The organism is Pseudoxanthomonas sp. 97-1-1 (assembly GCF_057773125.1).
Window position 1 is genome coordinate 141,227 of record NZ_JBYMTJ010000003.1, and the last position, 22,788, is coordinate 164,014.

The window sequence follows — 22,788 nt, forward strand, 5'->3', positions numbered from 1 at the left end:
GACCCTTCAGCCGGTGTCCCGGAAGTCAGGCCATGAGTCGAGAGCGTAGCATTCAAATTCAATGCGCTCCGCAGGTGGACTCTATTCGACGTTGTCGCATGCCTGCTTCTTGCCGCTGGTACACACCAAACCTGGCTATTGCCATTTCGGCCAGAAATCGCCACGGGTCCTATCGGCTTGTCCGTTGTCCCTGATCGAGCAAGCGAGCATACAGTGCGGCGCCATGATGAGGTTCGTAGATTGGTTCTTGCAGGTGGAACATGGGTGAGGCCGCATGGAGGAACCGCGCGAACGGGGACATCAGAAGATCACCGGAACTGAAGGCGCCACCCGAATAGGAAACCGCAACGGGTTCGCCTTCGCCAAACCCGAGCCGGTCGTGGATGGCTCTGACGATGGCGGCGAGTTCGGTCCCTGCCAATCGGTAGATCGCTTGTGCCGTTGTGTCACCCTGCCGGGCCGCTTCGGCGACGATGCGTGAGATCTGAGCGAGCTCGCTCCGCGCCCCCGCGCCAGCGCCATAGATCCGGGCACACAGCTCGAGATCAGTCGACAAGTCGAGCCGTTGGTTGATGAGCGTGTATAGCGGGCCCTGCTTCAGGCGACCGTCGCTCATCCTTGAGTATGCATTCAAACCCTGCACGGCGATCCAGTAGGCCGAGCCCTCGTCGGAGAACGTTTCCCCCCAGCCGCCGCTGCGGGCACTGACTCCTTGGCGCTGCCCGTACCCGATCGAGCCGGTGCCGGCGACAATGTTGATGCCATCGCCGCACGCGAGTGAACCTGCCCAGCCGCACACCATATCGTTGTCGCAGCGGTAGCGGTCGTGCCCAAGCACGTGCGAGGGGATCGCATCCAGGCGAGCCGTCGCGAGGCTGTCCTCACCGTGTGCCGGCAGGCCGAAGAAGGCGTAGGCCAGCGCGCCGGCATCGGATGCACCGACCTGCGCGAGGACTGACGTGACGCCTTGTGTAAGGATCCGCTGCACGCCGTCGAGGCCCACTTCCGGATGATAGGTCGTGCCTGTCTGAACCTGTGCCACCAGACGGCCGTGATCGTCCATCAGCGCGAACCGCGTCTTGGTTCCGCCGCCATCGACGCCCAGGTAGAGGCCTCCGCTCATGGCACCGCGTGCAGTCGGACGCCCTGCACGACGCGGTTCACCGTACCCAGCTTGTTCGGATTGTCGGGCGACAAGCCGAGCGCGCGGGACACGTGGAACGCAAACATCTGTGCGACGGCCACGTAGGGCCACAACAGATCGACATCCTCCGCTTGGGGGAGCAGCGGCACGGCGACGGTGTCGGTAGCGGCTTCGGCACGTGGCCTCGCGCTGATTTCGACGATACGTCCGGCCACGCGGTCCTGGCGCAGTTCGTCGATCAGATCGTGATCGTACTTGCGCGTGAGCTGATCGTTGGACACGAAGACGACGACCAGCGTCCGCGGCTGCAGGAACGTCTTGGGTCCGTGGCGGAAACCGAGCGGCGAGTCGTAGCAGGTCGCAACGGCACCGTTGCTGAGCTCGCCCAGCTTCAGCGCAGCCTCGCGCGCCAAGCCCTGCATCACGCCACTACCCAAGTAGACGACGCGATCGTAGCCGGCCAGCGCCAGTGCTTGGGTGGTTGCTCCCGCGCTATCGATGATCTGCGCGGTGGCGCGGCTTATCGGCGCTATTCGAGGCTCCAACTGCGGCGCGCCGACGAAGGCCGCCAGTGTGGCGTACATCATGCAGCTGAAGCTGGACGTCATTGCGAAACTGGCGTCGTGCGTTTCTTCCGGCAGCTGCAGCGTCAGTAGATGGCGTGCCTGTACGCGGCCCAGCGCACCTTCCGGGTTGCATGTCACCACCAGGTGGCGCACGTCGGCGACCATCGACTCCACCAGCGCCACCGTGGCCAGGCTTTCCGGACTGTTGCCCGAGCGTCCGAACGACACCAGCAGCAGCGGCTGGGCCGGATCGAGGTACAGGTACGGTGCGCTGACGATGTCGGTGGTCGGCACCGCATCCACGCGGGCTGGCAGCCGGCGGTCGAGCAGGGGGGCGAGGCACTGCCCGATGTAGGCCGACGTGCCTGCACCGGTCAGGATCACCCGCGCCCTAGGATCCTGCGTGATGGGACCGACGAAGGGATCGATCTGCGCCTGCAGGCCGGCAAGCAGCGCGTGCGTGCGTTCTAGCATCATGGGCTGTTGTTCGATCTCGCGCGCGGTCCACAACGCGCCGTCGGCGAGCAGGTCGGATTCGGGGATGCCAAGAGGGTCAGGCGTCTTCATGGGAGTGGCTTGCATGATGGTAGTCGTCCAGGACGTCACTGACATGCGCCATGGCCAGTGACTGCGGATCGAGCGTCGCGCGGCCATGGCGGAGAGCATGCAATGCATGGGGGAGGTGTTGGCTGACCAGCGGGAGCGGCGGTGGCGTGTTGCGCAGGTTGGCGAACAGGCGCGTGCGCGCCTCCTCGATCACCGGATCCGGCCAGTAGTAGCGGATACGGTCGCTGAGGCTGTATTGCAGATCGATGTCCAGCGCGTGTCCGTCGCCGTGGTAATACCGGCGCCAGTGCTGCGGATGTTCGTGCATGCGCCGGATCGCGACCTCACGCAGTCGCGCGCGCGCGTCCGGCGCGATCCAGTCGCGTTCGATGGCATCCAGCGCCCACAATGCCTCGCGCAGCGCGAATGTCAGGCCCGGGCCCACCTTGAGGATGGCGAAATGGTCCCGCACCAGCGCCTGTAGCGCCTCGCGCGTTTGGTAGTCGGTGGAATGCGCTTCGTACACCATGCCCGGCAGCGGCACGATGGCGTCGCTCAGCGCACGTGCCTTCTCCGGTACATAGTCGACCACCTCGTGGTGGTCGAACTCGACGCCCGGCTGCACGACCGAGGCGATGACACGCTCCCAGGCATCCTGCAGGCCGGCGGCGTGGAAGGCGTCGCGGTGCGCCTCGATGGTGGCGCGTGCTGCCGTCGGTGTGGTCGTCTCCAGGCCATTGATCGCTTCGGTGGCACCACCGGGCACCGGCACTTCGGTCCCGATCACGTACACCGGCGACTCGCCGCCTGCGGTGGCGTAGGCCGTCTCGGCCGCGCGGCACAGGCGCACCGCGCGGCGGACGATCTCGCTTTCGGGCAAGGGCGAGGGATCGCCCGCGCAAGCCATCGAGCAATCGAGGTGGATCTTGCGGAAACCGGCTGCGACATAGGCGGCCACCATCACCTCGGCCTTGTCCATGGCGGCGCCCGCGTCGAGCGCAGTCCAAGGGTTCGGCCCCAGGTGGTCGCCGCCCAGCGCGATGCGCGCGGTATCGAAGCCAACCCGTTCCGCGATGCCGTGGACGAAGGCGACGAAATCGGCCGGCGTCATGCCGGTGTAGCCGCCTTCCTGGTTGACCTGGTTGCAGGTGGCTTCGAACAGCACCAACGGCGCGGCGTTCTCCGCCGCATGGCGCAGCGTCGCCTCGATGACGATCGGGTGCGCGGAGCAGACCGAGGTCACGCCGACGGGCTTTCCTTGTTTGTGGCGGGCGATGAGGTCGAGCAGGGCGTGCATGTGTGTGTTCCGGTCAGGCATCGTGCGCGGAGGGGGCGCGTTCGGGTTCCAGCACCAGCAGCAGCGAGGCCACCAGCGCCAGGGCCAGTCCCACCATCTTCAGCGGGCCGGGCACCACGCTGGCAAATACCAGCGACAGCACCGCGGTCACCAGCGGCGCGCCGGCATTGGTCAGCGGCGCCACCACGATCGCCTTGCCGTAGCGGAAGGCGTAGACCAGCATCAGCGCGCCGACGGCATTCAATATCTGGATTGCCGCCGTCATCCACGCACCGTCGAGGCTGGTGTTGATCGGCTGGCTCCAGTCGGTCATCAACCACGCCACGGGCGCCAGCATCAGCGCGCCGACCATCATGTAGAAGAAGATGCTTTCGGCGCTGACCGTGTGGTTGGCCAGCTTCATGAAGTACGCCTGGATGCCCCACGCGGCCATGATGATCAGCGCCAGCGCGAACCAGCCCAGTCCCTGGGTGCCGCCGCCGCCGAACGACAGGTCGAGCAGCGGCAGCGCCACCAGCGCCAGCACGATACCCAGCGCCCCCATCCAGCCGGTGCGCTCGCGCAGCAGCGCGAACGACAAGGCGATGGTGATGACGGGCGAGAGCGAGATGATCGGGAAGATGAAGTATGCCGGACCGATGGTCAGCGCCTTGAACAGCAGCATCTGGCCACCGGCGCCGAGCAGGCCGATCGCCAGCCCATAGGCGATGGCACGCGGCGATCGATCGAGCCGCCACTGGGTGCGCCACAGGATGAACAGTGCAGGCGGCACCATTGTCAGCGCCCACACGCAATAGACCAGCGTGTCGGGGAATCCGCGCTGCGCGGACAGGCCGGCCAGCGCACCCCACACGCCCCACAGGGCGACGGTGGTCAGCGCGTAGGCCAGCCAGCGACGGTGGGGCGCGGTGTCGACGGCGCTCATGCCGCCGTCTCCGGGGTGGCCTGCAGCAGCAGGAAACGGTCGAAGCCTGCGCGCAGCGTGTTCGTCTTCGCGTTGACGGTGCCGAGGTCGGTGCCGTTGAACAGGTCGCGCACACGGTACCGGCCCTCCCCCAGCCCCCGCAATTCCAGCGTGCCGTTCCACTCCTTCGCGTAGAAGGCGTAGTACATCGCCCCGTCCTTGGCGATGGCGTGCGTTTCCGGCACGTCGAAACCGATGTCGTACAACTCGCCGCGGTAATCGCCCAGCGGCAGCATGTGCTCACGGTACAGTGCGACCCATTTCTTCCACAGCACCTCTTTCTCCGGCGTCAGCAGGTAGCCACCTTCGGGCAGCGGTGCGGTCGGCCGGTCGGTGTCGCGCGGCCAGGTGAACTTGGACGAGATCACCGCGCCGATGCCGACGCTGGAAGCGAAATCGTCGCGGCCATCGGCCAGCTCCACGTGATCACCGGCATAACTGCTGCCACGGCCCATCAACGCCTTGACGCTCTTGCCCTTGCTGCGTACCTGCCACGACGACAACGGGTCCGAGGAGGGGAACTGGTCGGTCGCCGGCAGGTTGTGGAAGGCGAACGCAGTGCCGCAGGGACACAGCTCGACCACCGCGTCCGGGTTCGCGTCGTGCGCCGCCTTGTAGATCGCGTTCCAGAAGTCGGCCAGTTTCTCGGTCGAGTCGGTGGGCTTGGCGTGCTTGTGCACGGGGTTGTGGCAGGGCGCGACGGCGTTGAGGTGCTGGCCATCCAGCTTGATGCCTTCGAACCCCCAATCGCCGATCGCCTTCTTCACCAGCGCGACGTAGTAGTCGATGGTGGGCTGGTACGCCGGGCACTGGGTTAGCGCATTCCACCAGCTGACCTTCTGGAAGGATCCGTATTCGTCCAGCAGCAGCATGTCACTGTGCTTGTACAGCACCTCGCTGCCGGGATCGGCGGCGAGCGGCGCCAGCCACAGGCGCGGGCGCAGGCCTTCAGCACGCACCGCCTTCACGAAGGCGCGCATGTCCTCATCGCCGCGCGGGAATTTGCGGCGGTCGATCTGCCAGTCACCCTCGTTGGTCTGCCAGCCGTCGTCCAGCACGGCCCACTGGAAGCCGACCTCGCGCACTTTCGGCAGCGTGGCCAGGATCTGCGCGACGGTGAAGTCGCGCTCGTAGCCCCACGCGCACCAGGTGGCCTCGAAGGCGGACGCCGGCGCCTGCGGCGCGGCGATGCCTTCGGCCTTCATGAAGTCGCGGTAGGCCACCAGTGGCGCGAAATGATCGCCGATATGCGCGCACAGGAACGTACGCTCGGTGGACAGTGCCTGGCCCGGCGCCAGCGTGAGGGCCTGCATGCCCTCCACGCCGATGCTGGCGCCCTTGCCGGTCTTGCGGACCGGCAGGTCGAGCGCGCGCGGCACGGGTTCTACATGTCCCACGGCCAGGCCCACGTCGCGTCGCCAGAGGTTGGCGACCGGCGTGCCGCCGCCGTAATCGGAGGCGTCCATGCCCAGCGTGTTGCGCTGCTCGAAGCCATCGCCGACCGGTTGCACCCAGTCGCGACGGTCTTCGTGCGTGGTGCCGGAAAAACTCCAGAATCCGCCCGGCGCATCCGCCAGTTCGTGCGCCGCCGAGCGCCAACCCGTGACCTCCACGGGGGCTGTGCCGGCGTTGCGGTAACGCACCTGCATCAGGGCAAGGCCGGGCGAGCGTTCGAAGAACGTCACCGCCACCTCCTTCTCTATGCCCTGCTTGGACACACCGGTGAACACATGGCGCAGGCCCGGGCCGTGGCGCGGGTCATCGAGAGGCTGGCGCTCCTCGCCGGAGAACGCGAAGGCGTCCACCACGCCGCCGTCCTTGAGCAGTAAGGACTCGCTGGCCTGGTACGGCGTCAGTGTCTTGCCACGATAGGTAACTCGGCTGCGCAGCGAGCGATCGAACTGCAGCGCCAGCACGGCATCCTGTGCGGTCAGGGAGGCGTTGCCGGCGGCCAGGGCCCGGCCCGGCAACCAAGGCAGGGCGGCGAGGCCGGCGCTGCCGAAGGCGAGCTTCAAGACGGTACGGCGTCCAATGGGAGGCATGGGCGACTATCCGGTTGAGGTGCGTCCGATTGTGCGTGAGGGGATGGGTTGATGCAACACTTTTGTTGCGATATGTTTGCTTTTAAGTTTCGTTACATTTCCGAGGTGTCTGATGAAAGCGACATGGAGCGGGGTCTGGGCCAGTCTCGTCTTCGCCGTGGTGGTGGCTGGCTGTGCCACGCCGTTGGCTCCGCCGGCATCGGCACCATATGCGATGGACGACTTCGCGCGCGTACGCAAGTTCGACGCGCACGTGCATGCCAACGTGGAGCACCCGGCGTTCCTCGAGCAGGCGCGTGCGGATGGCTTCGAATTGATGTCCATCAACGTCGACTATCCCGACTTCCCGAGCATCGCCGACCAGTACGCCGCCGCGACGGCACTGGTGAAGCAGGATCCGGCGCGCCTGCACTGGGCGGCGACGTTCACGATGGCAGGCTTCGGGCAGCCGGGCTGGGCGCAGCGCGTGAATGCCGGCCTGGCGGAAGCGAAAAGCAAGGGCGCGCGTGCAGTGAAGATCTGGAAGAACGTCGGCATGATCGAGAAGGACGCCGACGGTCGCCTGATCATGCTCGATCATCCCGGCCTGTCGCCGGTGGCCGAACAGGTGCGTGCGCTGGATCTGGTGTTGATCGGCCACCAGGGTGAGCCGCACAACTGCTGGCTGCCGCTGGAGCAGATGACCACCGACAACGATCGCGAGTACTTCCGCAACCATCCGCAGTACCACATGTACCTGCATCCGGAACAACCGAGCTACGATGACCAGATCGCCACGCGCGACCGCTTCGTGGCTGCGAATCCAGGCCTGCGCTTTGTCGGTGCGCACATGGGCAGCCTGGAGTACGACGTCGACCGACTCGGCGCATTCCTGGACCGCTTCCCCGATGCCACGGTCGATCTCGCCGCGCGGATGAGCCAAGTGCAGTACCAGTCAGTGCGCGACCACGAGAAGGTGCGAGCGTTCTTCATCCGCTACCAGGACCGACTGCTGTACGGCACCGACCTGACCGTCAATCCTGGTGCCGATCCGGCCCAGTTCCGGGCGTCGGCGCATGCAGTCTGGACGGCCGACTGGCGCTACTTGGCTACGGGCGAAAGTCAACGCGTCGACACGCTCAACGCCGACGTGCCCGGCTTGGCGCTGCCGCGCGAGGTGATCGACAAGGTGTATTACCGCAACGCGGTGCGCGTATTCCGGACCGCCAGCCAGGACTAGGCGAGGATGAGCTCGAAACCGAGATGTTCGCTCGCCTGGACGATGTTCTCCGGTGCGCTGAGATCAGTGATCAGCACGTTGAGGTCGGAGATGGGGATGATGCGGTGCAGGCAGATCTTGCCGAACTTGGAACTGTCGGTGATCGCGACCACGACGCGTGCGGCTTCGACCATCTTGCGGTTGAGCATCGCCTCCGGCTCGTAGTGCGTGGTGATGCCACGCTCCAGGTCGAAACCGTCCACGCCCAGGAACAACATGTCCACGTGCAGGGCGTCCAACGCCTCGACTGTCAGGCCGCCATAGAAGGCCATGTTCTTGCGGCGCAGTTCACCGCCCAGCATGACGATATTGATGTTGTTCTTGGGGGCCAGCGCGCCGAGCACGCCGAAGTCATTGGTCACCACCGTGACGTCGATGTTTGGCAACTGTTCCGCCAGCTGGATCGCCGTAGTGCCCGAATCGATGGCAATGGTGTCGCCAGCCTTGACCAGTGCGGCCGCGCGCTGGCCGATGCGGCGCTTCTCGTCCAGGTGAGACGTGCGCTTGGCTTCGTAAGGAGGCTCGGTGGCGCCGCCGGTGCCGACGACGCTGCTGTCGATAGCGCCGCCGTAAGCGCGAGCCATCACACCACGCTCGGCCAAGTAGCGCAGATCCTTTCGTACCGTCTGCATGCTCACTCCGAAACGACGGGCGAGTGAGGCCACTTGGACGCTGCCGTGCTGGCGCACGAGTTCGCTTATCTGCAGGCGGCGTTGGCTGGTATCGCGGGTGGCTGACATGGGACCTCCTTGTAGCGTTACAAGTATGGATTATTTCGTTAAATTTCGCTATTGATACAAAACGAAACATGGGATAGGCTCGGTTTCGTTTAGTTACGTCACAAAACTGCCACCTTCTGAGGAGAGACCCATGAAGACCGCGCGGCTGCACCGGAACTTGCTCTTTTGTAGCGTTGCCCTGGCCCTCGCTGCGCCGGTCGGCGCGGCCGCCCAGCAGGCGGAGGCCGACCCCGCGGCCCCAGCGCCGGCTGCACAGGACCAGGGCGAACCCTCCACTCTGGATACGGTGGTCGTCACCGGTGTTCGTGGCAGCATGGCGCGCGCCATCGAGCTTAAACGCGAGTCCGGCACGGTCCAGGATTCGATCAGTGCGCTCGAACTGGGAAAGTTTCCCGATGACAACGTCGCCGACTCGTTGAGCCACATCACCGGTGTGTCAATCTCGCGCACCGCCGGTGGCGAAGGCCAGAAGGTCAGCGTGCGCGGCTTGGGCCCGGAGTACACGCTGACCACCTTCAATGGTCGCATCCTCGCCACCGATGGCGCAGGGCGCGACTTCGCCTATGACGTGTTGCCGGCCGATGTCATCAGCGGCGCCGACGTGGTGAAGGGCGCGCAGGCCTCGTTGTCCGAAGGAGCCATCGGCGGCCTGATCAACCTGCGCTCGGCCAGTCCCTTCGATCAGGACGGACAGCAGGGCGTCATCCGGCTCGAAGGTGATCGCAACGAAATGTCCGAACTCAACGGGCACAAGTTCTCGGCGACCTACAGCAACCTGTTCGCCGACAACACGCTGGGCGTCCTGCTCGGCGTGGTGTACGGCAAGCGCAAGGACCGTACCGACATCGCCGGCAATGACGGTGGCTGGAGCCGCAATGCGGATCCCAACGATGAAAGCTGGCTGTGGGGCAACACTTGGGGTGGTGCGATCGATCCCAATGGCAACGGTGTCTTGGACGAGGACGAGTACGGCCTGATTGCACCCGGCCAGTTCCGTGTCGGCTCCATCCTGGAAGAGAAGAAGCGCCGCGCGCTGTCGGCGAAGATCGAATGGCGGCCCAGCAACAGCTTCAAACTGACACTGGACGGGTTGAAGACGCGCCTCGATTCACCGCAGGTAGGCTACCAGCAGTCGTACTATCCGCTCTTCGCGCCGGGCCGCTGGTCCGACATGACGATCCAGAATGGCATCGTCACGGGCTTCACGATGGACAACCCCGATCCGGAAATGCGCCTCAACCCGGAACTGCTCAACATGACCGAGCACCGGGTGGTAGACACCGACCTGTACGGCGCCAACGCAGAGTGGAAGGCCACCGACGCACTCACGCTGACCGGCGACGTCTATCGTTCGACGTCAAAGCGCTATTCGGGCGGCCAGGACACCTATGTCGTGCTGCGGATGAACCAGCCCAACGTCGCGCGCATCGAGCTCAGTGGCGGCGCCGTGCCCAACGTCACCGCCGTGTTCGATGATGGCCGGCAACTGGCGAACGGCCTGGCCAACGGCCAGTTCGGCGGTTCGGACTTCAACACCCATTACATGGAGCTGCGCGGCGACAACATTGTCGACGAGATCACCGGTGGCACGGTGGGAGGCAAGTGGTTTGTCGGCCGCTTTGGCATGGACGACCTGCATTTCGGCGTCACCGCCACTGACCGCAAGAAGTCGCGTGACCTGATCAACAACACGCTCAATGGTGGTGCCGACTACTACTCTGGCGACAACGCGATAAATGTGGGCGCACTGGGCGGCAACGTGCTGTCGCATTCATTCACGCTGCCGAACTTCATGCGTGGCGTGAACGCGGATTTCCCGCGCACCTTCCTGGCGTTCGACGTGCCCAACTACCTCGACCAGCTGGCGGCTTACAACGGCAACGCGCGTCCCGGCGGCGGCACCTACGACTTCTCTAATGCAGCGCCGCAATGGAACCCGCTGGAAAGCTACCGCGTCAGCGAAGACACCAAGACCGCGTATGTGCAGGCCGATTTCTCCGGTGAGCGCTGGAGCGGTGACATCGGGGTCCGCTTCGTCAAGACGCGTACCACCTCGGAAGCCTGGGATGCGCCAATCCTCAGCATCACAGAGAACGGTGCGTTCAACTACACCGCCAACTACGCCGATCCGACACCGATCCGTCAAGACGGTGACTACAGCTATGTGCTGCCGTCGGGCAACTTCACTTGGCGTTTCACCGACGACCTGCAGCTGCGCCTGGGCGCGGCCAAGACCATGGCGCGCCCGCCGGTCGACAAACTGGCGCCCACCAACACCACCGCCAGCGTCTCGTGGGGCGAGTTCACTCAGATCTACGGCGGCAATGTCGATCTGAAGCCGTACGAAGCCAAGCAGGGGGACGTGTCACTGGAGTGGTACTTCAGCGAGAACTCGATCTTCAATGTCGCGGTGTTCTACAAGCGCATCGAGAACCAGCTGACCACCAGCTGGGAACCGGGCCAAGACATCGGCGTGGGTCCGATCGTGGACGCCGCCGGAAATCCGATCACGACTGGACCGACGCTGTTCAACGTGATGCGGCCGATCAACGGCGACCACGCCAAGGTGCGTGGCATTGAGGCCGGCCTGCAGCACTTCTGGGAGAACGGCTTCGGCTTCCGCGCGCAGTACACGCGCAACTGGTCCAAGAGCTTCGTCGGCGATCAGGAGCGTCCGCTGGAAGGGATCGCACCGTCGGTCTATTCGCTGGGCCTGATGTACGAAAAGGGACCGTGGTCGCTCGGCGCTACTGCCGACCGTACCGACGGCTTCGTCACCGCCATCAACGTGTTGGGTGAGGGATACAACGAGCAGGCTGACGCCATCACGTGGCTCACTGCCCACGTTTCCTACCGGTTCAACGACCGCTTCAGCGTGTCGCTGGAAGGCCAGAACCTGCTGGATGAAGCGCAGACCTACAGCATCAACGGCAATCCGCTCTTGTCACAGGGCTATTACCGCTATGGCCGCTCGGTGAACCTGGGCCTCAGCTACCGATTCTGAGACGCCAGAGATCCAATGTGATGGGCTCCCGCTCGGGAGCCCATCACTATTTGTGATCCTAAGCAACGTTCGGCCCCGGGGCCAAAGCGGGCAGTACGACGTCGGCTTTTGGCCGGAAGCGAATAGCGAGGTAGCGCCAAGACTGTTTTGCGCGTATGGCGGAGGTTGGGAAACGCACCTCGCCGAAGCAGAATGGGGCGCATTATTGCAAGTGACTCCTATTCGCATATAGCATAGCGTGGTCGGACGTCAGCCTGCCGCCGCGTCCTTGGTGACCTGCCCAAGGTCTCGTTCTGGGGAACCACCCGTGCAGTACCCCCTGTCCCACGTTGCCGGCCAGCGCGTGTCCGTGCTGGCTGCGTGTCTGTTCGTCGCTTTCCAGGCCAACGCCCAGACGGTGCCGTCCCCCGGTCCCGAACCCACCACGCTCGACGAGATCGTCGTGCGCGGCGAGAAGACCGACCGCTCGCTGCAGGACACCACCGCCAGCGTCGCGGTGTCGACCTCGGTGAAGATCGAGCAGGAGAACCTGCTCAGTCTGTTCGACATCCTCAACCGCACCGCCAACGTGTCGCAGATGTACGGCGACCGCGGCTTCACTATCCGCGGCATCGCCAACGAGGCCGGGGCGCCCAATCCGCTGGCGACGATCTACGTTGACGGTGCGGCGCTGCCCAGCCAGGTCAGCGATGCTGGGCCGACCGATCTGTGGGACATCGCGCAGGTGGAAGTGCTGCGTGGGCCGCAGTCCACCATCCAAGGCGAGAACGCATTGGCGGGTGCCATCGTGCTGCGCACCGAGGATCCGACGATGGACTGGTCCGGTCGCGCCCGCGTGCTGTTGTCCGATCCGTCCGACCGCCGCATCGCCTTCGCCGGCGGCGGCCCGCTGGTGGCCGACGAGCTGGCGTTCCGGGTGGCGGTGGAAGACCGCTCGTTTGATGGCTTTGTGTACAACCCCACACGCGGTGTCGGCGAAGACGAACGCGAATCGACGATGACGCGCGCCAAGCTGCTGTGGTCGCCCAAGGGCATCGAAGGCCTGACCGCGCGCCTGACCTATACGCGCGACGATCGCAAGGGGCCGTACATGTACGCGTACTCGCGCAACGACGTGCCGGACTACTATGACGACCGCACCAACACCTCGGACCATCCGGGCACCACCGACGCGCTGGGCCAGATCGCCACCCTGGAAGTCGACTATGCGCTGTCCGACCGCTGGTCGCTCTCGGCGGTGACGGCGTGGTCGGACACCGACATGCAGCGCCAGTTTGATACCGACCTGACCGAGCGTCCCGAGGCCTACGGCGATACCGATGAGCAGTATGGCACCTTCTCGCAGGAGTTCCGGACGCACTACCGAGGTGAGCGTCTGCGCGGCCTGGTGGGCCTGTACGCCTCACAGCGCGAGACCGACAACGCCAGCGTCAACCGCACCAACGTGGACACGCCGGTGTCCACGATCGCCGCCGTGCTGCAGGGCGCCGGGCTGGATGCATCGACCGCGAACTACGTGGCCGGCCTGTACGCGCAGGCGTTGCCGGTGATTCCGGTCGACTACGCCAGCGATGGCCAGTCGCGCTCGCGCAACGTGGCGTTGTTCACCGACTTCGAGGTGGACCTGACCCAGCGCCTGGCCCTGCTGGGCGGTTTCCGCTACGACCGAGAGGAATACCGCTTCGGCGCCGTCGCGACGGCGGACTTCGCCGGCACGCTGCCCGATCCGGCGGCGTTCGGCCCGCAACTGGCGCCGGCCATCGCCGGCATCAACCAGGCCGTGCTGGGCATGGTGCAGCAGGCCAACAGCGCGACGCCGGAATCGACGCGCGACTTCGACGCCTTCCTGCCCAAGCTGGGCGTCCGCTATGCCTGGACGGACGACGTGTCGACGGCGTTCGTCATCCAGCGCGGATATCGTTCCGGCGGCTCGGCCTTCAACATCGCGCGCGGGCAGACGTACGCCTACGATCCGGAATTCACCTGGAACGCCGAACTTTCGCTGCGCTCGCAGTGGCTGGACGACCGCCTGACGCTCAACGCCAACCTGTACTACATCGACTGGGAAGACAAGCAGGTCACCGCGCTGTTCGGCATCAACGACTACGACTACCACACGGTCAACGCCGGCAAGGCGCACCTGTACGGATTCGAGGTCGAGGCCAGCCACCGCGTCGGCGCCGGCTTCGACTGGTACGCGTCGCTGGGCTATTCGCGCACGCGCTACGACGAGTTCAAGACCATCCTGGATGCGCAGATCAACGACTACACCGGCTCGGAGTTCGCCTACGCGCCGCGCTGGACGTTCGCGGTCGGCGCCAACCTGCGCTTCGGCGACCACTGGCTGGCCAACGTCAACGCCAACTACCGCAGCGACGTGACGCCGGACATCGGCAGCGACGCGCGCCGGCTCTCGTCGCGCACGCTGGTCAACGGCCGTTTCGGCTACGAGAACCCGGACTGGAGCGCCTACGTGTTCGCCAGCAACCTGTTCGACCGCGGCTATACGCAGTACGCGTGGTCGGATGACAGCCCCAACATCATCGCCGGTGCGCCCCGCGTGGTCGGCATCGGGTTCGACTACCGCTGGTAAACCCCGGCATCCGCCGCACGGAGTTCCATGAAGAGCGTCCTCTACCTGCTGCCCGCACTGGCCGCCTCGCTGGCGTTCTACCTGGCCTGCGCACACCAGCGCTTCGCGCCGGGGGCGATCGCGAAGAAGCGCCCGCTGCGCGTCGTCGCCTGGCTGTGCACGCTGCTGGCGGTCGTGCTGGCGGTGGTGCAGCTTGGCTTGTGGGCCGGCGTGTTCGCCGCGCTCACTGCCGTGATGACCGCCCTGGTGGCGCTGCCGTATGCCGATGCGTGGTGGCATGCGCGGCAGGAGAAACGCCATGTGGGGTAAGTCGCTGGCCGCGGCACTGCTGGGCCTGCCGTTGACGGTGGGCATCGTCGGTCTGGTGGCGCTGCACTGGCCGGGCGAGCTCACGCGGGTGACGTTGCCCTGGCTGCTGATGTCGTTCCCGATCTGGGTGGCGGTGATGTCGGGCGCGTTCCTGTTCAAGTCCGGCCTGCGTGCCTGGCTGTGGATGGGCGGCGCCACGCTGCTGTGCTTCGGCCTGATCCATCTGTCGAAGCTGCTCGGCTGGGCCACGGAGCTGCCGGCATGAAGGCGGCCACGTTGAGAACGTACCTGTCGGTGCACACCTGGGTCGGCCTGGTGGCGGGCATGGGCCTGTTCATCGCCTTCTACGCGGGCGCGATCATCGTATTCGTGCACGAATTGCAGGGTTGGGAGCGTCCCGCCGAGGCGGCGCCTGCACGGGACGTCGGGTTCGCGCAGGCGCAGGCGCTGATGGACCGCGTACTGGTGAAGCATCCGGAAGCGGACCACGCCTTCTTCGTCACGCTGCCCGGCGAGCATGGTCCCCGGCCGCAGCTGTACTGGTTCGACGAGAAAACATCCGAACAGCACAAATTCACGCTGGAAGGGGAGGGGCTGCAGCAGGCGCCCGCGCGCGCCGGCTTCGTCGAGTTCATCTACGACCTGCATTTCACCGCGGGAATGCCGCGCACGTTCGGCATGTACCTGTTCGGTGTGTTCTGCATCCTCTACGGCCTGGCGCTGGTCAGCGGCGTGGTGATCTATGCGCCGGGATTCCTGAAGGACCTGTTCGCGTTGCGGTTGGGAAGGAACATCAAGCGCATGTGGCAGGACGCACACAACGTCATCGGCATGCTGTCGTTGCCGTTCCACGTGATCTTCGCGTGGAGCGGTGCGGTACTGACCATCGGCTTCCTCATGCTGGCGCCGTTCCAGTTCCTCGTGTACGAGAACAAGCTGCTCGGCATCCTGGAGAGCGACTTCGACGTGGCGCTGCACGTGGAGCCGGCCGGCGTGACGCGGCCGATGCTGCCGGTGGCCGAACTGGTGCGACGGGCCGAGCTCGCGCTGCCCGGCATCGCCATCGAGAGCCTCAACTACCACGAGGCCGGCGACGCCAATGCACAGGTCACCCTGTACGGCGAACTGCCGCAGCGACGACTCAACTCCATGGGCGGCGTGGCGCTCAATGCCGCCAGCGGCGAGCTGATCAAGGCGCTGCCACCGAAGGACTACCCGCCGGGCATGGCCTTCCTCCGCGGCCTGCAACACCTGCATTACGGCAACTTCGGCGACATGGCGGTGAAGTGGCTCTACTTCGTGCTCGGCATGGCCGGCGCGTTCCTCTTCTATAGCGGCAACCTGCTGTGGATCGAGGCGCGCCGGAAGCGCCGCGAGGTGGCCCAGCCGCGTCGCACGCGGGTGATGGCAGCGTTGACACTCGGTGTCTGCCTGGGCTGCGTGGCCGGCGTGTCGGCGGTGTTCGTCGCGGCTGCGCTGCTGCCGACATGGGCAGCAGCGTCGGTGTACTACGCCGTCTTCTTCACGTGCCTGGCCTGGGCGCTGGTGCGCCGTCCCGCGCACGCGGCAAACGAACTGCTGTGGGCATGCGCGGTGCTGACGGCCGCCGTTCCCGTGGCGGGAGCCGTGGCCTCGGGCGAACATGTGTTTGCCGCGTTCGCGCACGGCCACTGGCACCGGTTCTTCATCGATGCGACCGCGCTGCTGATGGCGGTGGCGTTCTGGCGGATGGCCGCCACCACCAGGCATCGCGCGCGGACGGGCGATCCGCATAGCGTCTGGGCTGACCCCCGGCGGGACTGATTCGCTGGGTCCGGAAATGACGGCTTCCGATCCGAAGCGGACATCTTCTGGTGTGGGAGCATGCTACTTAACGTCGGCAGCAGTGCTACTCCACGCATAGAGCCCGCAACCGATCCAGATCAAGGAAAAAGTCGGAAGCTGTGTTGACCGGACTGGCTCGTCGTACAGGATAGTGGCCTGCACGAAAAGAAGCGTGGGTGCTATGAACTGGAGCAGGCCTACCGTGGCAAGCCGCAGGCGCTTTGCTGCGGCGGCGAAGAACAGCAGTGGCATCGCGGTCAGCGGTCCGGCTAGGATCAATAGTCCGTCCATGACATCGTGATGCCCGAACGCTGCATCGCCTCGATGGGCAACATAGACCAGGAAGATGAGTGCGAAAGGGGTAAGGAGCACCGTCTCTATCGCCAGTCCCCCCAGCGCATCTACGGTCACCAGCTTCCGGATCAGGCCATACAGTCCAAAGCTGAGCGCAAGCGTCAGCGAGATCCAGATCGCGCTACCTCCGCTGACGATGAGGATTAGCACGCCGAAGCCGGCAATTCCTACGGCCACGGCTTGTCGCCACGTCAGGCGTTCACCGAGAAACGTGGCGCCAAGCGCGACGCTGACCAGCGGAATGATGAAGTAACCGATGCTCGCCTCGACAAGATGTCCTTCGGCGGCCGACCAGATGTAAACGAACCAGTTGACCGCGATGAGTCCGGCACTGACGGCCAGCAGTCCCAAGGTGCGGCCCTTGGCGGCGGCGAACGTTGCTCTCACGCGCTTGAGCCAATGCAGCACCAGGCCAAGCGCGATCAATGACCACACCACGCGATGCGATAGCACCTGAAGCGCGTCCACGCCTCTCAGCAGGTTGAGATACAGCGGCAGCAGGCCCCACAAGACGTTCGCGATGATGCCGTATGCCAGTCCGGAGCGATTTTCTGAGTTACTTGTCATGGCAATCCCGCGGATATGAGGGTCGGCCGGCCAGTCCGATCCTTCAAGCGCTATGTGGTACGACCTCGAATACCTCGATCTCGGGGTTGGCGGCGATGAATGCATCGGTGGCGGGGCGATGGGCTGCTAAGTGCGCCCCGCTGCGATGTGCAGCAAGCGCGGACTCGTCCTCGTAGACCTCGATGAGGACATAGCTGTCAGGTCGCGTGCGCGACCTGAGCAGCTCGTACACGCGATTGCCCGACTCGTTGGCACGCACTGCTGCCGCTTGCTCGGCGAATGCGCGCTCGAACTTGTCCTGGCTGTTCGGCTTGGTAGCCAGACTGACGACGATGCCTATCATTACCTGGCTCCCGAGCCTGTCGACAGATCACGCTGCCGCAAGGAAGTCTTGCGTGGTGATGGCGTTGGCATAGAAAGGCGCGATCTCGCCTAGAAACGCAGTTTGCTGCTCGCGAGTGAACGCTGCGGACGCGTCGTAGATGACGTTTGTGTGGTAGCCAAGATCATGGGCGTTACGCATGGAAGACTCCACGCACTGCCTGAGCGCGAACCCCGCCAGATAGATGTCGAAGATGCGGTTGTTGCGCAGATAGCTATCGAGCGTCGTGGAGGCGAAGACGCTGCTGCCACCGGTTCGTTCGCGAATCACGTACTCGCCATCCAGCGGCTCGAAGCCCGGGAAGAAGTCTGCTTGCTCGCCCAGGAAGGAGCCGTAGTCGCGCATCATCTTGCGCAGGCCATACTTCCCATCGCCCAGGACCTTGAACGTGGGCTCGAACTTGAGCGAGGCATGGATGACTTCCATGCCGCGGCGACGTGCCTGCTCAAGCATGAGCTTCGAGTTGGCAATGGCCGTCTCGACCTGTTCGCGATCTTGGAACTGGCCGTATATGCCGCCCGTGGGGGCGAGCCAGTCATTGACATATTCAATGAGGATGAGCGCGCTCTTCTGCTCGATCTTGTGTGGGTTACTGTTATTCATTTTCGCTTCCTGGTCTGGGTGATGTGGCTTGGTGTTGTGCTTCTTTTGATCAGTCGATATGTACGGAACGCTGCTCCTGAAGGTATTCCCGAAGCCTCGATCCGTAGTCCGCGCCGACGGCATGGATCACGCTGGGCCGATCAGCCAGTGCGGACCGCCATGCATCCACGCGAGGTAGCTCGTGGAAGACGCGGTGTGATAGGGCCGGATCAAGCATTCCGAAGTAGCGGAAGATCGGCGCGAAGACGGCATCGACCATGCTGAAGTGGAAGCCGTCGAAGTACGAACCAGCGCCGAGCTCGGTCTCGAGCCGCTCCAGCTTCGTTCTGAGGGCTGCCTGCCTTGTCTCGGCCGTGGGGCGATCGGTTGCGTGCAGAAACTGCCACGCATCGGACAACGTCGAGCCGGCAAACTCGATCCAGCTCCGCTGGCGGGCCCGTGCTATCGGGTCTGATGCGTACAACGGTGTGCCGCTCTGGGTTTCCTCGAGGTATTCGCAGATCACCATGCTCTCGAAGATGGCCACTTCACTTCCGTCGGGCCTGCCGACCAGTAGCAGCGGAACTTTGCCAGTGGGCGAAAGCGCCAGGAACCAGTCGGGCTTGGTCGCCAGGTCCACGTCGATCCGCTCGAACGCGACGCCCTTTTCGAGCAGGACGATGGCTGCGCGCTGCACGAAGGGGCAAAGGGGATGGCTGATGAGCTTCAACACGGGTTCGGTCATGGCGTTATGCACGAGATGGTGAGGGCTTGGATGGATCGAGTACGGTCAGCGGCCAGTGGCAGGACCGAACTCGGGGCGAGGTCCGCCACGGCCAGCGCGAGTGGAAACACGCGCCCGCCATGTGTGTTGCGTTGACGTCGGACCCAGAGGCGACCTGTCCAGGCTGCCTCCTGCGGGCGGGACGCACTCAGCCGTTGAGCATGCGTCCGCCGTCGACGACGATTTCGGAGCCGACGGTCCAACTCGACTCATCGGAGGCCAGGTACACCACCGCGTTGGCGATTTCCTCTGGCGTGCCGAAGCGCCCCAGCGGAACGCTCGCTGCGATGTCCTGGTCGACCTGCGCGCGGTAGGCATCGGGGATGCCGAGTTTGTCGTAGAGCGGCGTCTGGACCGGGCCGGGACTGACCGCATTGATGCGGATGCCACGCCCCAGCAGTTCGCCCGAGAGTGTCTTGGTCATGCTCAGGAACGCAGCCTTGGTCGCGGCGTAGACGGAGGACTGGGCGGCGCCCACATGGGCGCTGACAGAGGTGTTCAACACCACCGACGCAGGCGTCGCGAAGACCGGCAGCAGCGACTGCATGAGGAAGTACGGACCCTTCACGTTGATGTCAAAGGAGGCATCGAACGCCTGCTCACTCCATTGTTCGATCGGCGCCCAGACCGCAACGCCCGCGTTGAGGAATGCGACGTCCAACTGGCCGAAATGGGCCTGTACGGCCTGGGCAAGTTCCTGCTGCGCGGCGATGCTGCCGGAGTCGGCCCGCAGGACGAGAACGTCACTGCCGAGGGTCGCCTTCGCCTTGGTGATGGAGTCGGGATTGACGCCGGTGACAATGACGCGAGCGCCTTCGGCCAGGAATCGCTTGGCGGTTTCCAGGCCGATGCCACTGGTGCCGCCGGTGATAAGGGTACGTTTGCCTGCAAGACGGGACATGGGGATGCTCCTTGGGGGTCAGGGTTGGGATTCGCCGGAGTGGCGGATCTTGGTTGGCGGAAAGCATGCACCCATGCCTCAATTGCCATAAGACCAGTTCCACGCATAGCATTTATGCGAACTGCGCATAATTCGGAGGGCTGGATGGATCGTTTTCTGCTCATGACCTGCTTCGCGCGGGCGGTCGAAACCGGCAGCTTCTCGGCTGCGGCCCGCGACATCGGTATCGGGCAGCCCAACGTCAGCCGCTATGTGGCTGCACTGGAAGACCATCTGCAGACACGCTTGCTCAACCGCTCCACGCGCAAGCTCGTGTTGACCCCAGAAGGTGAGCGATACTACGCGGAGGTCCGTCGCATCCTCGATGCGGTCTCCGAATCGGAAATGTCCCTGCGCGAGAACGTCATGCCGTCGGGCCTGCTACGGGTGGCGTGTCCGACGGCGCTGTCCCACATGTACGTGATGCCATTGGTGCCCGGGTTCTTGCAGCGGTTTCCCGATCTGGAACTCGATCTCCAGATCAGCGACCGGTTCGTCAATCTGCTGGACGAAGGCGCGGAGCTGGCCATCCGTATCGGGCATCTGGACAGCAGCTCATTGCGCGCGCGGCGTATCGGGTCCTTCAAGCGCGTGTGCATAGCGAGCAAGGACTACCTGGCCAAGCGAGGGATACCTGAGGTGCCGTCTGATCTGACACAGCACGACTGCGTCCTCTACACCCTGCTTGCATCAGGGGCCACATGGCGCTTCAAGGATGAGGAGATACCGGTCTCGGGTCGGATTCGCGTCAACTCACCCGAGGCGTCACGCGAGTCGGTCCGCGCGGGCCTTGGCATAGGCCAGGGCCCAGCCTGGCTATTCGAAGACGGGCTCAGGTCTGGTGATCTCGTGACCGTTCTTGATGAGTTCTCCGCTCCGCCGGTACCCATGCAGATCGTATACGCAGCCAATCGGCTGGTCTCGAAGCGAGCCATTGTCTTCATGGACTACATTGCCGAAGAATTCGCGAAGATCCCTCAGCTCAACACGTGACACTTTCAGGACTGCGTCGGCAACGCCTGAACGATTGAGTGTTTGGATGTCCGCTTCTGGCCGATTGCAGACATCAAGTAAGCATCGTTTCGGCGATATCGAGCAGAGCTCTTAGCCGATCCATGTGGCGCAGATCTTGGTGGTAACCCACCCAGACGTCTCTGCTCGGAGGGTCGCCGAACAGATCGATGCGATGAAGCCCGTCCACGCCGTCACCCAGGGGCCTTGGCAATACCGCAACGCCTAGTCCTCGACGGCACATCTGGGCCTGGACGCTTCGGCTGGTGCTGGCGAAAGCACGTCGAGAGTGCGGGAATCGATCCAGCAGCCAAGCGACATCCGGGAAGTGAGCTTGGGCCGAGTTCATGAGAATCAAGCTCACAGACCCCGGGTCGTTGGTCACCGCGTGCACCGTCGACGCCGATCCGTAGAGCCCGTAAGGCATGGTCATCAATCTGCGCTGGACGATATCCGGCTCACTGAACGGGACGATGCGGAAGGCCACATCGGCTTCGCGACGGGATAGGTCGAGCAGGCGGTAGCTCGCGATGACCTCGGGTACGACGGCGGGGTGAAGGCGCCCCAGTTCGACAAAAACGGGCGCCAGGACATAGGCAGCGAACCAGTCCGCCGAGGATATCCGCAGGAGGCCTTCGAGCCGCTCATGGTTGCCCGCCAGGCGCCTTTCCATGGACAGCGCCGATGCTTCCATGGATTCAGCGAGCGACAGCACCGCGTCTCCGGCATCCGTGAGCACCAAGCCGTCTTTCGTCCTGCGGAAGAGCGGTTGCTCGGCCTCATCTTCGAGCGCCTTTATCCGACGCCCGATGGTGGGGTGGCTCACGCCCAGGCTGCGAGCCGCCTCGCCGAGCGATCTGCCGCGGACGACCGCGAGGAATATCCGGATATCACTCCATTCCATCCCGCGATTACCCGTTCAAAAATGTACGCGGAATATGCAGGAATGGCAGTCCACAAACAATCCTGTCGACTTCACCATGCTCACCCCAGCACTGATGGTCTGGCGTCTGCGGTCCGACCCGCAGGCGACCCCGGCGTACTTCGGGAGATCTCGGTGGGCGGGTACACGCCATCCCTGGCAGGTTGGCCCATACCGGGTCAGCCTCATCTGGAGTTGAACGACATGAGCAAGTTGAACGGGAAAGTCGCCCTGGTTACGGGCGCATCTAAAGGTATTGGTGCCGGCATCGCCCGTCGGCTGGCGAGTGATGGCGCCAAGGTGATCGTGAACTACGCCTCGAGCGCGCACGAGGCAGATAGGGTGGTTGGCGAGATTGAAGGCGCCGGCGGGACTGCTGTAGCGGTGCGCGCCGATGTCCGCAGCAAGACTGAGGTGGATGCGCTCATCCAGACGGCCGTCGACCATTTCGGTCGGCTAGATGTCGTGGTCAACAACGCCGGCATCTATCAGTTCGCAAAGATCGAGGACACCACCGAGGATCTGTATCGCCAGCAGTTCGACCTCAATGTACTCGGGTCGCTGCTCGTCACGGCAGCCGCCGTACCTTTCTTGGGCGAAGGCGGGAGCATCATCAACGTCAGTTCCTTCGTCACCCGGATTCTGCCCACGCAAAGCGCGATCTACAGTGGAACGAAAGGGGCGATCGACGCCATCACCGGCGTTCTCTCGCGGGAACTGGGTCCACGGGGAATCCGCGTCAACGCGGTGAACCCCGGCCTGATCGAGACCGACGGTACTCACGCCAACGGCGTGATGGGCTCGGAGTTCCAGGCCTGGAACGAGCAGCAGACGCCGCTCGGCCGGATCGGCCAGGTGACGGACATCGCGTCGATCGTCTCCTTCCTTGCGTCGGACGACGCGGGCTGGGTCACGGGCGAACACATCATCGGCTCGGGCGGCATGCGCTGATCCGCAGC

General features: G+C 64.5%; 20 protein-coding genes. 8 read left to right on the plus strand and 12 right to left on the minus strand.

Going from position 1 to position 22,788, the window contains the following annotated elements:
- Positions 1-169: 169 nt before the first annotated feature.
- The 5 genes from AC3DET_RS12450 to AC3DET_RS12470 are packed head-to-tail and all read right to left on the minus strand — an operon-like array spanning position 170 to position 6,559.
- A complete protein-coding gene (locus AC3DET_RS12450; RefSeq protein WP_488391828.1) occupies positions 170-1,123 on the minus strand; it encodes an N-acetylglucosamine kinase in 954 nt (317 codons plus the stop codon).
- Positions 1,120-2,277 (minus strand): SIS domain-containing protein, encoded by a 1,158-nt coding sequence (locus tag AC3DET_RS12455; RefSeq protein WP_488391829.1) that lies wholly within the window; start codon positions 2,275-2,277, stop codon positions 1,120-1,122. The genes AC3DET_RS12450 and AC3DET_RS12455 overlap by 4 nt, the downstream gene beginning before the upstream one ends.
- The gene (locus AC3DET_RS12460; RefSeq protein ID WP_488391830.1) at positions 2,264-3,553 is read right to left on the minus strand and encodes a D-tagatose-bisphosphate aldolase, class II, non-catalytic subunit; all 1,290 of its coding nucleotides are present in this window, start codon (positions 3,551-3,553) and stop codon (positions 2,264-2,266) included. Before AC3DET_RS12460 ends, AC3DET_RS12455 begins: the two co-directional genes overlap by 14 nt.
- 13 nt (positions 3,554-3,566) lie before the next feature.
- Positions 3,567-4,478: an EamA family transporter gene (locus tag AC3DET_RS12465; protein ID WP_488391831.1), complete on the minus strand. Its 912-nt coding sequence runs from the start codon at positions 4,476-4,478 to the stop codon at positions 3,567-3,569.
- Positions 4,475-6,559, minus strand: coding sequence for a glycoside hydrolase family 36 protein (locus AC3DET_RS12470; protein ID WP_488391832.1), 2,085 nt, complete (start codon positions 6,557-6,559; stop codon positions 4,475-4,477). The genes AC3DET_RS12465 and AC3DET_RS12470 overlap by 4 nt, the downstream gene beginning before the upstream one ends.
- A 112-nt stretch (positions 6,560-6,671) precedes the next feature.
- Here AC3DET_RS12470 and AC3DET_RS12475 point away from each other — a divergent pair, with 112 nt between their 5' ends.
- Complete coding sequence (locus AC3DET_RS12475; protein ID WP_488391833.1) at positions 6,672-7,778, plus strand: amidohydrolase family protein; 1,107 nt, start codon at positions 6,672-6,674, stop codon at positions 7,776-7,778.
- Here AC3DET_RS12475 and AC3DET_RS12480 read toward each other — a convergent pair.
- Positions 7,775-8,557 (minus strand): DeoR/GlpR family DNA-binding transcription regulator, encoded by a 783-nt coding sequence (locus tag AC3DET_RS12480; RefSeq protein ID WP_488391834.1) that lies wholly within the window; start codon positions 8,555-8,557, stop codon positions 7,775-7,777. The two genes, AC3DET_RS12475 and AC3DET_RS12480, sit on opposite strands and share 4 nt — an antisense overlap.
- Positions 8,558-8,687: 130 nt before the next feature.
- Here AC3DET_RS12480 and AC3DET_RS12485 point away from each other — a divergent pair, with 130 nt between their 5' ends.
- The 5 genes from AC3DET_RS12485 to AC3DET_RS12505 all read left to right on the plus strand — a co-directional run bounded on the left by AC3DET_RS12485 (position 8,688) and on the right by AC3DET_RS12505 (position 16,266).
- Positions 8,688-11,561, plus strand: coding sequence for a TonB-dependent receptor (locus AC3DET_RS12485; protein ID WP_488391835.1), 2,874 nt, complete (start codon positions 8,688-8,690; stop codon positions 11,559-11,561).
- 307 nt (positions 11,562-11,868) lie between these two features.
- Positions 11,869-14,154 (plus strand): TonB-dependent receptor, encoded by a 2,286-nt coding sequence (locus tag AC3DET_RS12490; protein WP_488391836.1) that lies wholly within the window; start codon positions 11,869-11,871, stop codon positions 14,152-14,154.
- Between the two features lie 27 nt (positions 14,155-14,181).
- A complete protein-coding gene (locus AC3DET_RS12495; RefSeq protein WP_488391837.1) occupies positions 14,182-14,463 on the plus strand; it encodes a hypothetical protein in 282 nt (93 codons plus the stop codon).
- Positions 14,453-14,728 (plus strand): hypothetical protein, encoded by a 276-nt coding sequence (locus AC3DET_RS12500; RefSeq protein ID WP_298150507.1) that lies wholly within the window; start codon positions 14,453-14,455, stop codon positions 14,726-14,728. Before AC3DET_RS12495 ends, AC3DET_RS12500 begins: the two co-directional genes overlap by 11 nt.
- Complete coding sequence (locus AC3DET_RS12505) at positions 14,725-16,266, plus strand: PepSY-associated TM helix domain-containing protein (protein ID WP_488391838.1); 1,542 nt, start codon at positions 14,725-14,727, stop codon at positions 16,264-16,266. Before AC3DET_RS12500 ends, AC3DET_RS12505 begins: the two co-directional genes overlap by 4 nt.
- 63 nt (positions 16,267-16,329) lie before the next feature.
- On the opposite strand, the gene rarD is transcribed toward AC3DET_RS12505, so the two are convergent.
- The 5 genes from rarD to AC3DET_RS12530 all read right to left on the minus strand — a co-directional run bounded on the left by rarD (position 16,330) and on the right by AC3DET_RS12530 (position 19,857).
- Positions 16,330-17,208, minus strand: coding sequence for an EamA family transporter RarD (rarD, locus tag AC3DET_RS12510; protein WP_488391839.1), 879 nt, complete (start codon positions 17,206-17,208; stop codon positions 16,330-16,332).
- Between the two features lie 43 nt (positions 17,209-17,251).
- Positions 17,252-17,551, minus strand: coding sequence for a putative quinol monooxygenase (locus tag AC3DET_RS12515; protein WP_488391840.1), 300 nt, complete (start codon positions 17,549-17,551; stop codon positions 17,252-17,254).
- Between the two features lie 27 nt (positions 17,552-17,578).
- Positions 17,579-18,193 (minus strand): cysteine hydrolase family protein, encoded by a 615-nt coding sequence (locus AC3DET_RS12520; RefSeq protein WP_488391841.1) that lies wholly within the window; start codon positions 18,191-18,193, stop codon positions 17,579-17,581.
- 49 nt (positions 18,194-18,242) lie between these two features.
- Positions 18,243-18,917 carry a glutathione S-transferase family protein gene (locus AC3DET_RS12525; protein ID WP_488391842.1) on the minus strand — a complete coding sequence of 225 codons (675 nt, stop codon included), beginning with the start codon at positions 18,915-18,917 and terminating at the stop codon, positions 18,243-18,245.
- 187 nt (positions 18,918-19,104) lie between these two features.
- Positions 19,105-19,857 carry an SDR family oxidoreductase gene (locus tag AC3DET_RS12530; protein ID WP_488391843.1) on the minus strand — a complete coding sequence of 251 codons (753 nt, stop codon included), beginning with the start codon at positions 19,855-19,857 and terminating at the stop codon, positions 19,105-19,107.
- Between the two features lie 144 nt (positions 19,858-20,001).
- Here AC3DET_RS12530 and AC3DET_RS12535 point away from each other — a divergent pair, with 144 nt between their 5' ends.
- Positions 20,002-20,889, plus strand: a complete 888-nt coding sequence (locus tag AC3DET_RS12535) for a LysR family transcriptional regulator (protein ID WP_488391844.1) — start codon at positions 20,002-20,004, stop codon at positions 20,887-20,889.
- 73 nt (positions 20,890-20,962) lie between these two features.
- Here the strand turns inward: AC3DET_RS12535 and AC3DET_RS12540 are convergent, their stop codons facing one another.
- On the minus strand, positions 20,963-21,811 hold the full coding sequence (locus AC3DET_RS12540) for a LysR family transcriptional regulator (RefSeq protein ID WP_192312111.1): 849 nt from the start codon (positions 21,809-21,811) through the stop codon (positions 20,963-20,965).
- Between the two features lie 222 nt (positions 21,812-22,033).
- Here AC3DET_RS12540 and AC3DET_RS12545 point away from each other — a divergent pair, with 222 nt between their 5' ends.
- On the plus strand, positions 22,034-22,780 hold the full coding sequence (locus AC3DET_RS12545; protein WP_241877709.1) for a glucose 1-dehydrogenase: 747 nt from the start codon (positions 22,034-22,036) through the stop codon (positions 22,778-22,780).
- The last annotated feature ends 8 nt before the right edge of the window (positions 22,781-22,788 follow it).

Coding starts and splice junctions, on each gene's coding strand:
- AC3DET_RS12450 (WP_488391828.1), bottom strand. CDS start 1,123: ATGAGCGGAGGCCTCTACCTGGGCGTCGATGGCGGCGGAACCAAGACG.
- AC3DET_RS12455 (WP_488391829.1), bottom strand. CDS start 2,277: ATGAAGACGCCTGACCCTCTTGGCATCCCCGAATCCGACCTGCTCGCC.
- AC3DET_RS12460 (WP_488391830.1), bottom strand. CDS start 3,553: ATGCACGCCCTGCTCGACCTCATCGCCCGCCACAAACAAGGAAAGCCC.
- AC3DET_RS12465 (WP_488391831.1), bottom strand. CDS start 4,478: ATGAGCGCCGTCGACACCGCGCCCCACCGTCGCTGGCTGGCCTACGCG.
- AC3DET_RS12470 (WP_488391832.1), bottom strand. CDS start 6,559: ATGCCTCCCATTGGACGCCGTACCGTCTTGAAGCTCGCCTTCGGCAGC.
- AC3DET_RS12475 (WP_488391833.1), top strand. CDS start 6,672: ATGAAAGCGACATGGAGCGGGGTCTGGGCCAGTCTCGTCTTCGCCGTG.
- AC3DET_RS12480 (WP_488391834.1), bottom strand. CDS start 8,557: ATGTCAGCCACCCGCGATACCAGCCAACGCCGCCTGCAGATAAGCGAA.
- AC3DET_RS12485 (WP_488391835.1), top strand. CDS start 8,688: ATGAAGACCGCGCGGCTGCACCGGAACTTGCTCTTTTGTAGCGTTGCC.
- AC3DET_RS12495 (WP_488391837.1), top strand. CDS start 14,182: ATGAAGAGCGTCCTCTACCTGCTGCCCGCACTGGCCGCCTCGCTGGCG.
- AC3DET_RS12500 (WP_298150507.1), top strand. CDS start 14,453: ATGTGGGGTAAGTCGCTGGCCGCGGCACTGCTGGGCCTGCCGTTGACG.
- AC3DET_RS12505 (WP_488391838.1), top strand. CDS start 14,725: ATGAAGGCGGCCACGTTGAGAACGTACCTGTCGGTGCACACCTGGGTC.
- rarD (WP_488391839.1), bottom strand. CDS start 17,208: ATGACAAGTAACTCAGAAAATCGCTCCGGACTGGCATACGGCATCATC.
- AC3DET_RS12515 (WP_488391840.1), bottom strand. CDS start 17,551: ATGATAGGCATCGTCGTCAGTCTGGCTACCAAGCCGAACAGCCAGGAC.
- AC3DET_RS12520 (WP_488391841.1), bottom strand. CDS start 18,193: ATGAATAACAGTAACCCACACAAGATCGAGCAGAAGAGCGCGCTCATC.
- AC3DET_RS12525 (WP_488391842.1), bottom strand. CDS start 18,917: ATGACCGAACCCGTGTTGAAGCTCATCAGCCATCCCCTTTGCCCCTTC.
- AC3DET_RS12530 (WP_488391843.1), bottom strand. CDS start 19,857: ATGTCCCGTCTTGCAGGCAAACGTACCCTTATCACCGGCGGCACCAGT.
- AC3DET_RS12535 (WP_488391844.1), top strand. CDS start 20,002: ATGGATCGTTTTCTGCTCATGACCTGCTTCGCGCGGGCGGTCGAAACC.
- AC3DET_RS12540 (WP_192312111.1), bottom strand. CDS start 21,811: ATGGAATGGAGTGATATCCGGATATTCCTCGCGGTCGTCCGCGGCAGA.
- AC3DET_RS12545 (WP_241877709.1), top strand. CDS start 22,034: ATGAGCAAGTTGAACGGGAAAGTCGCCCTGGTTACGGGCGCATCTAAA.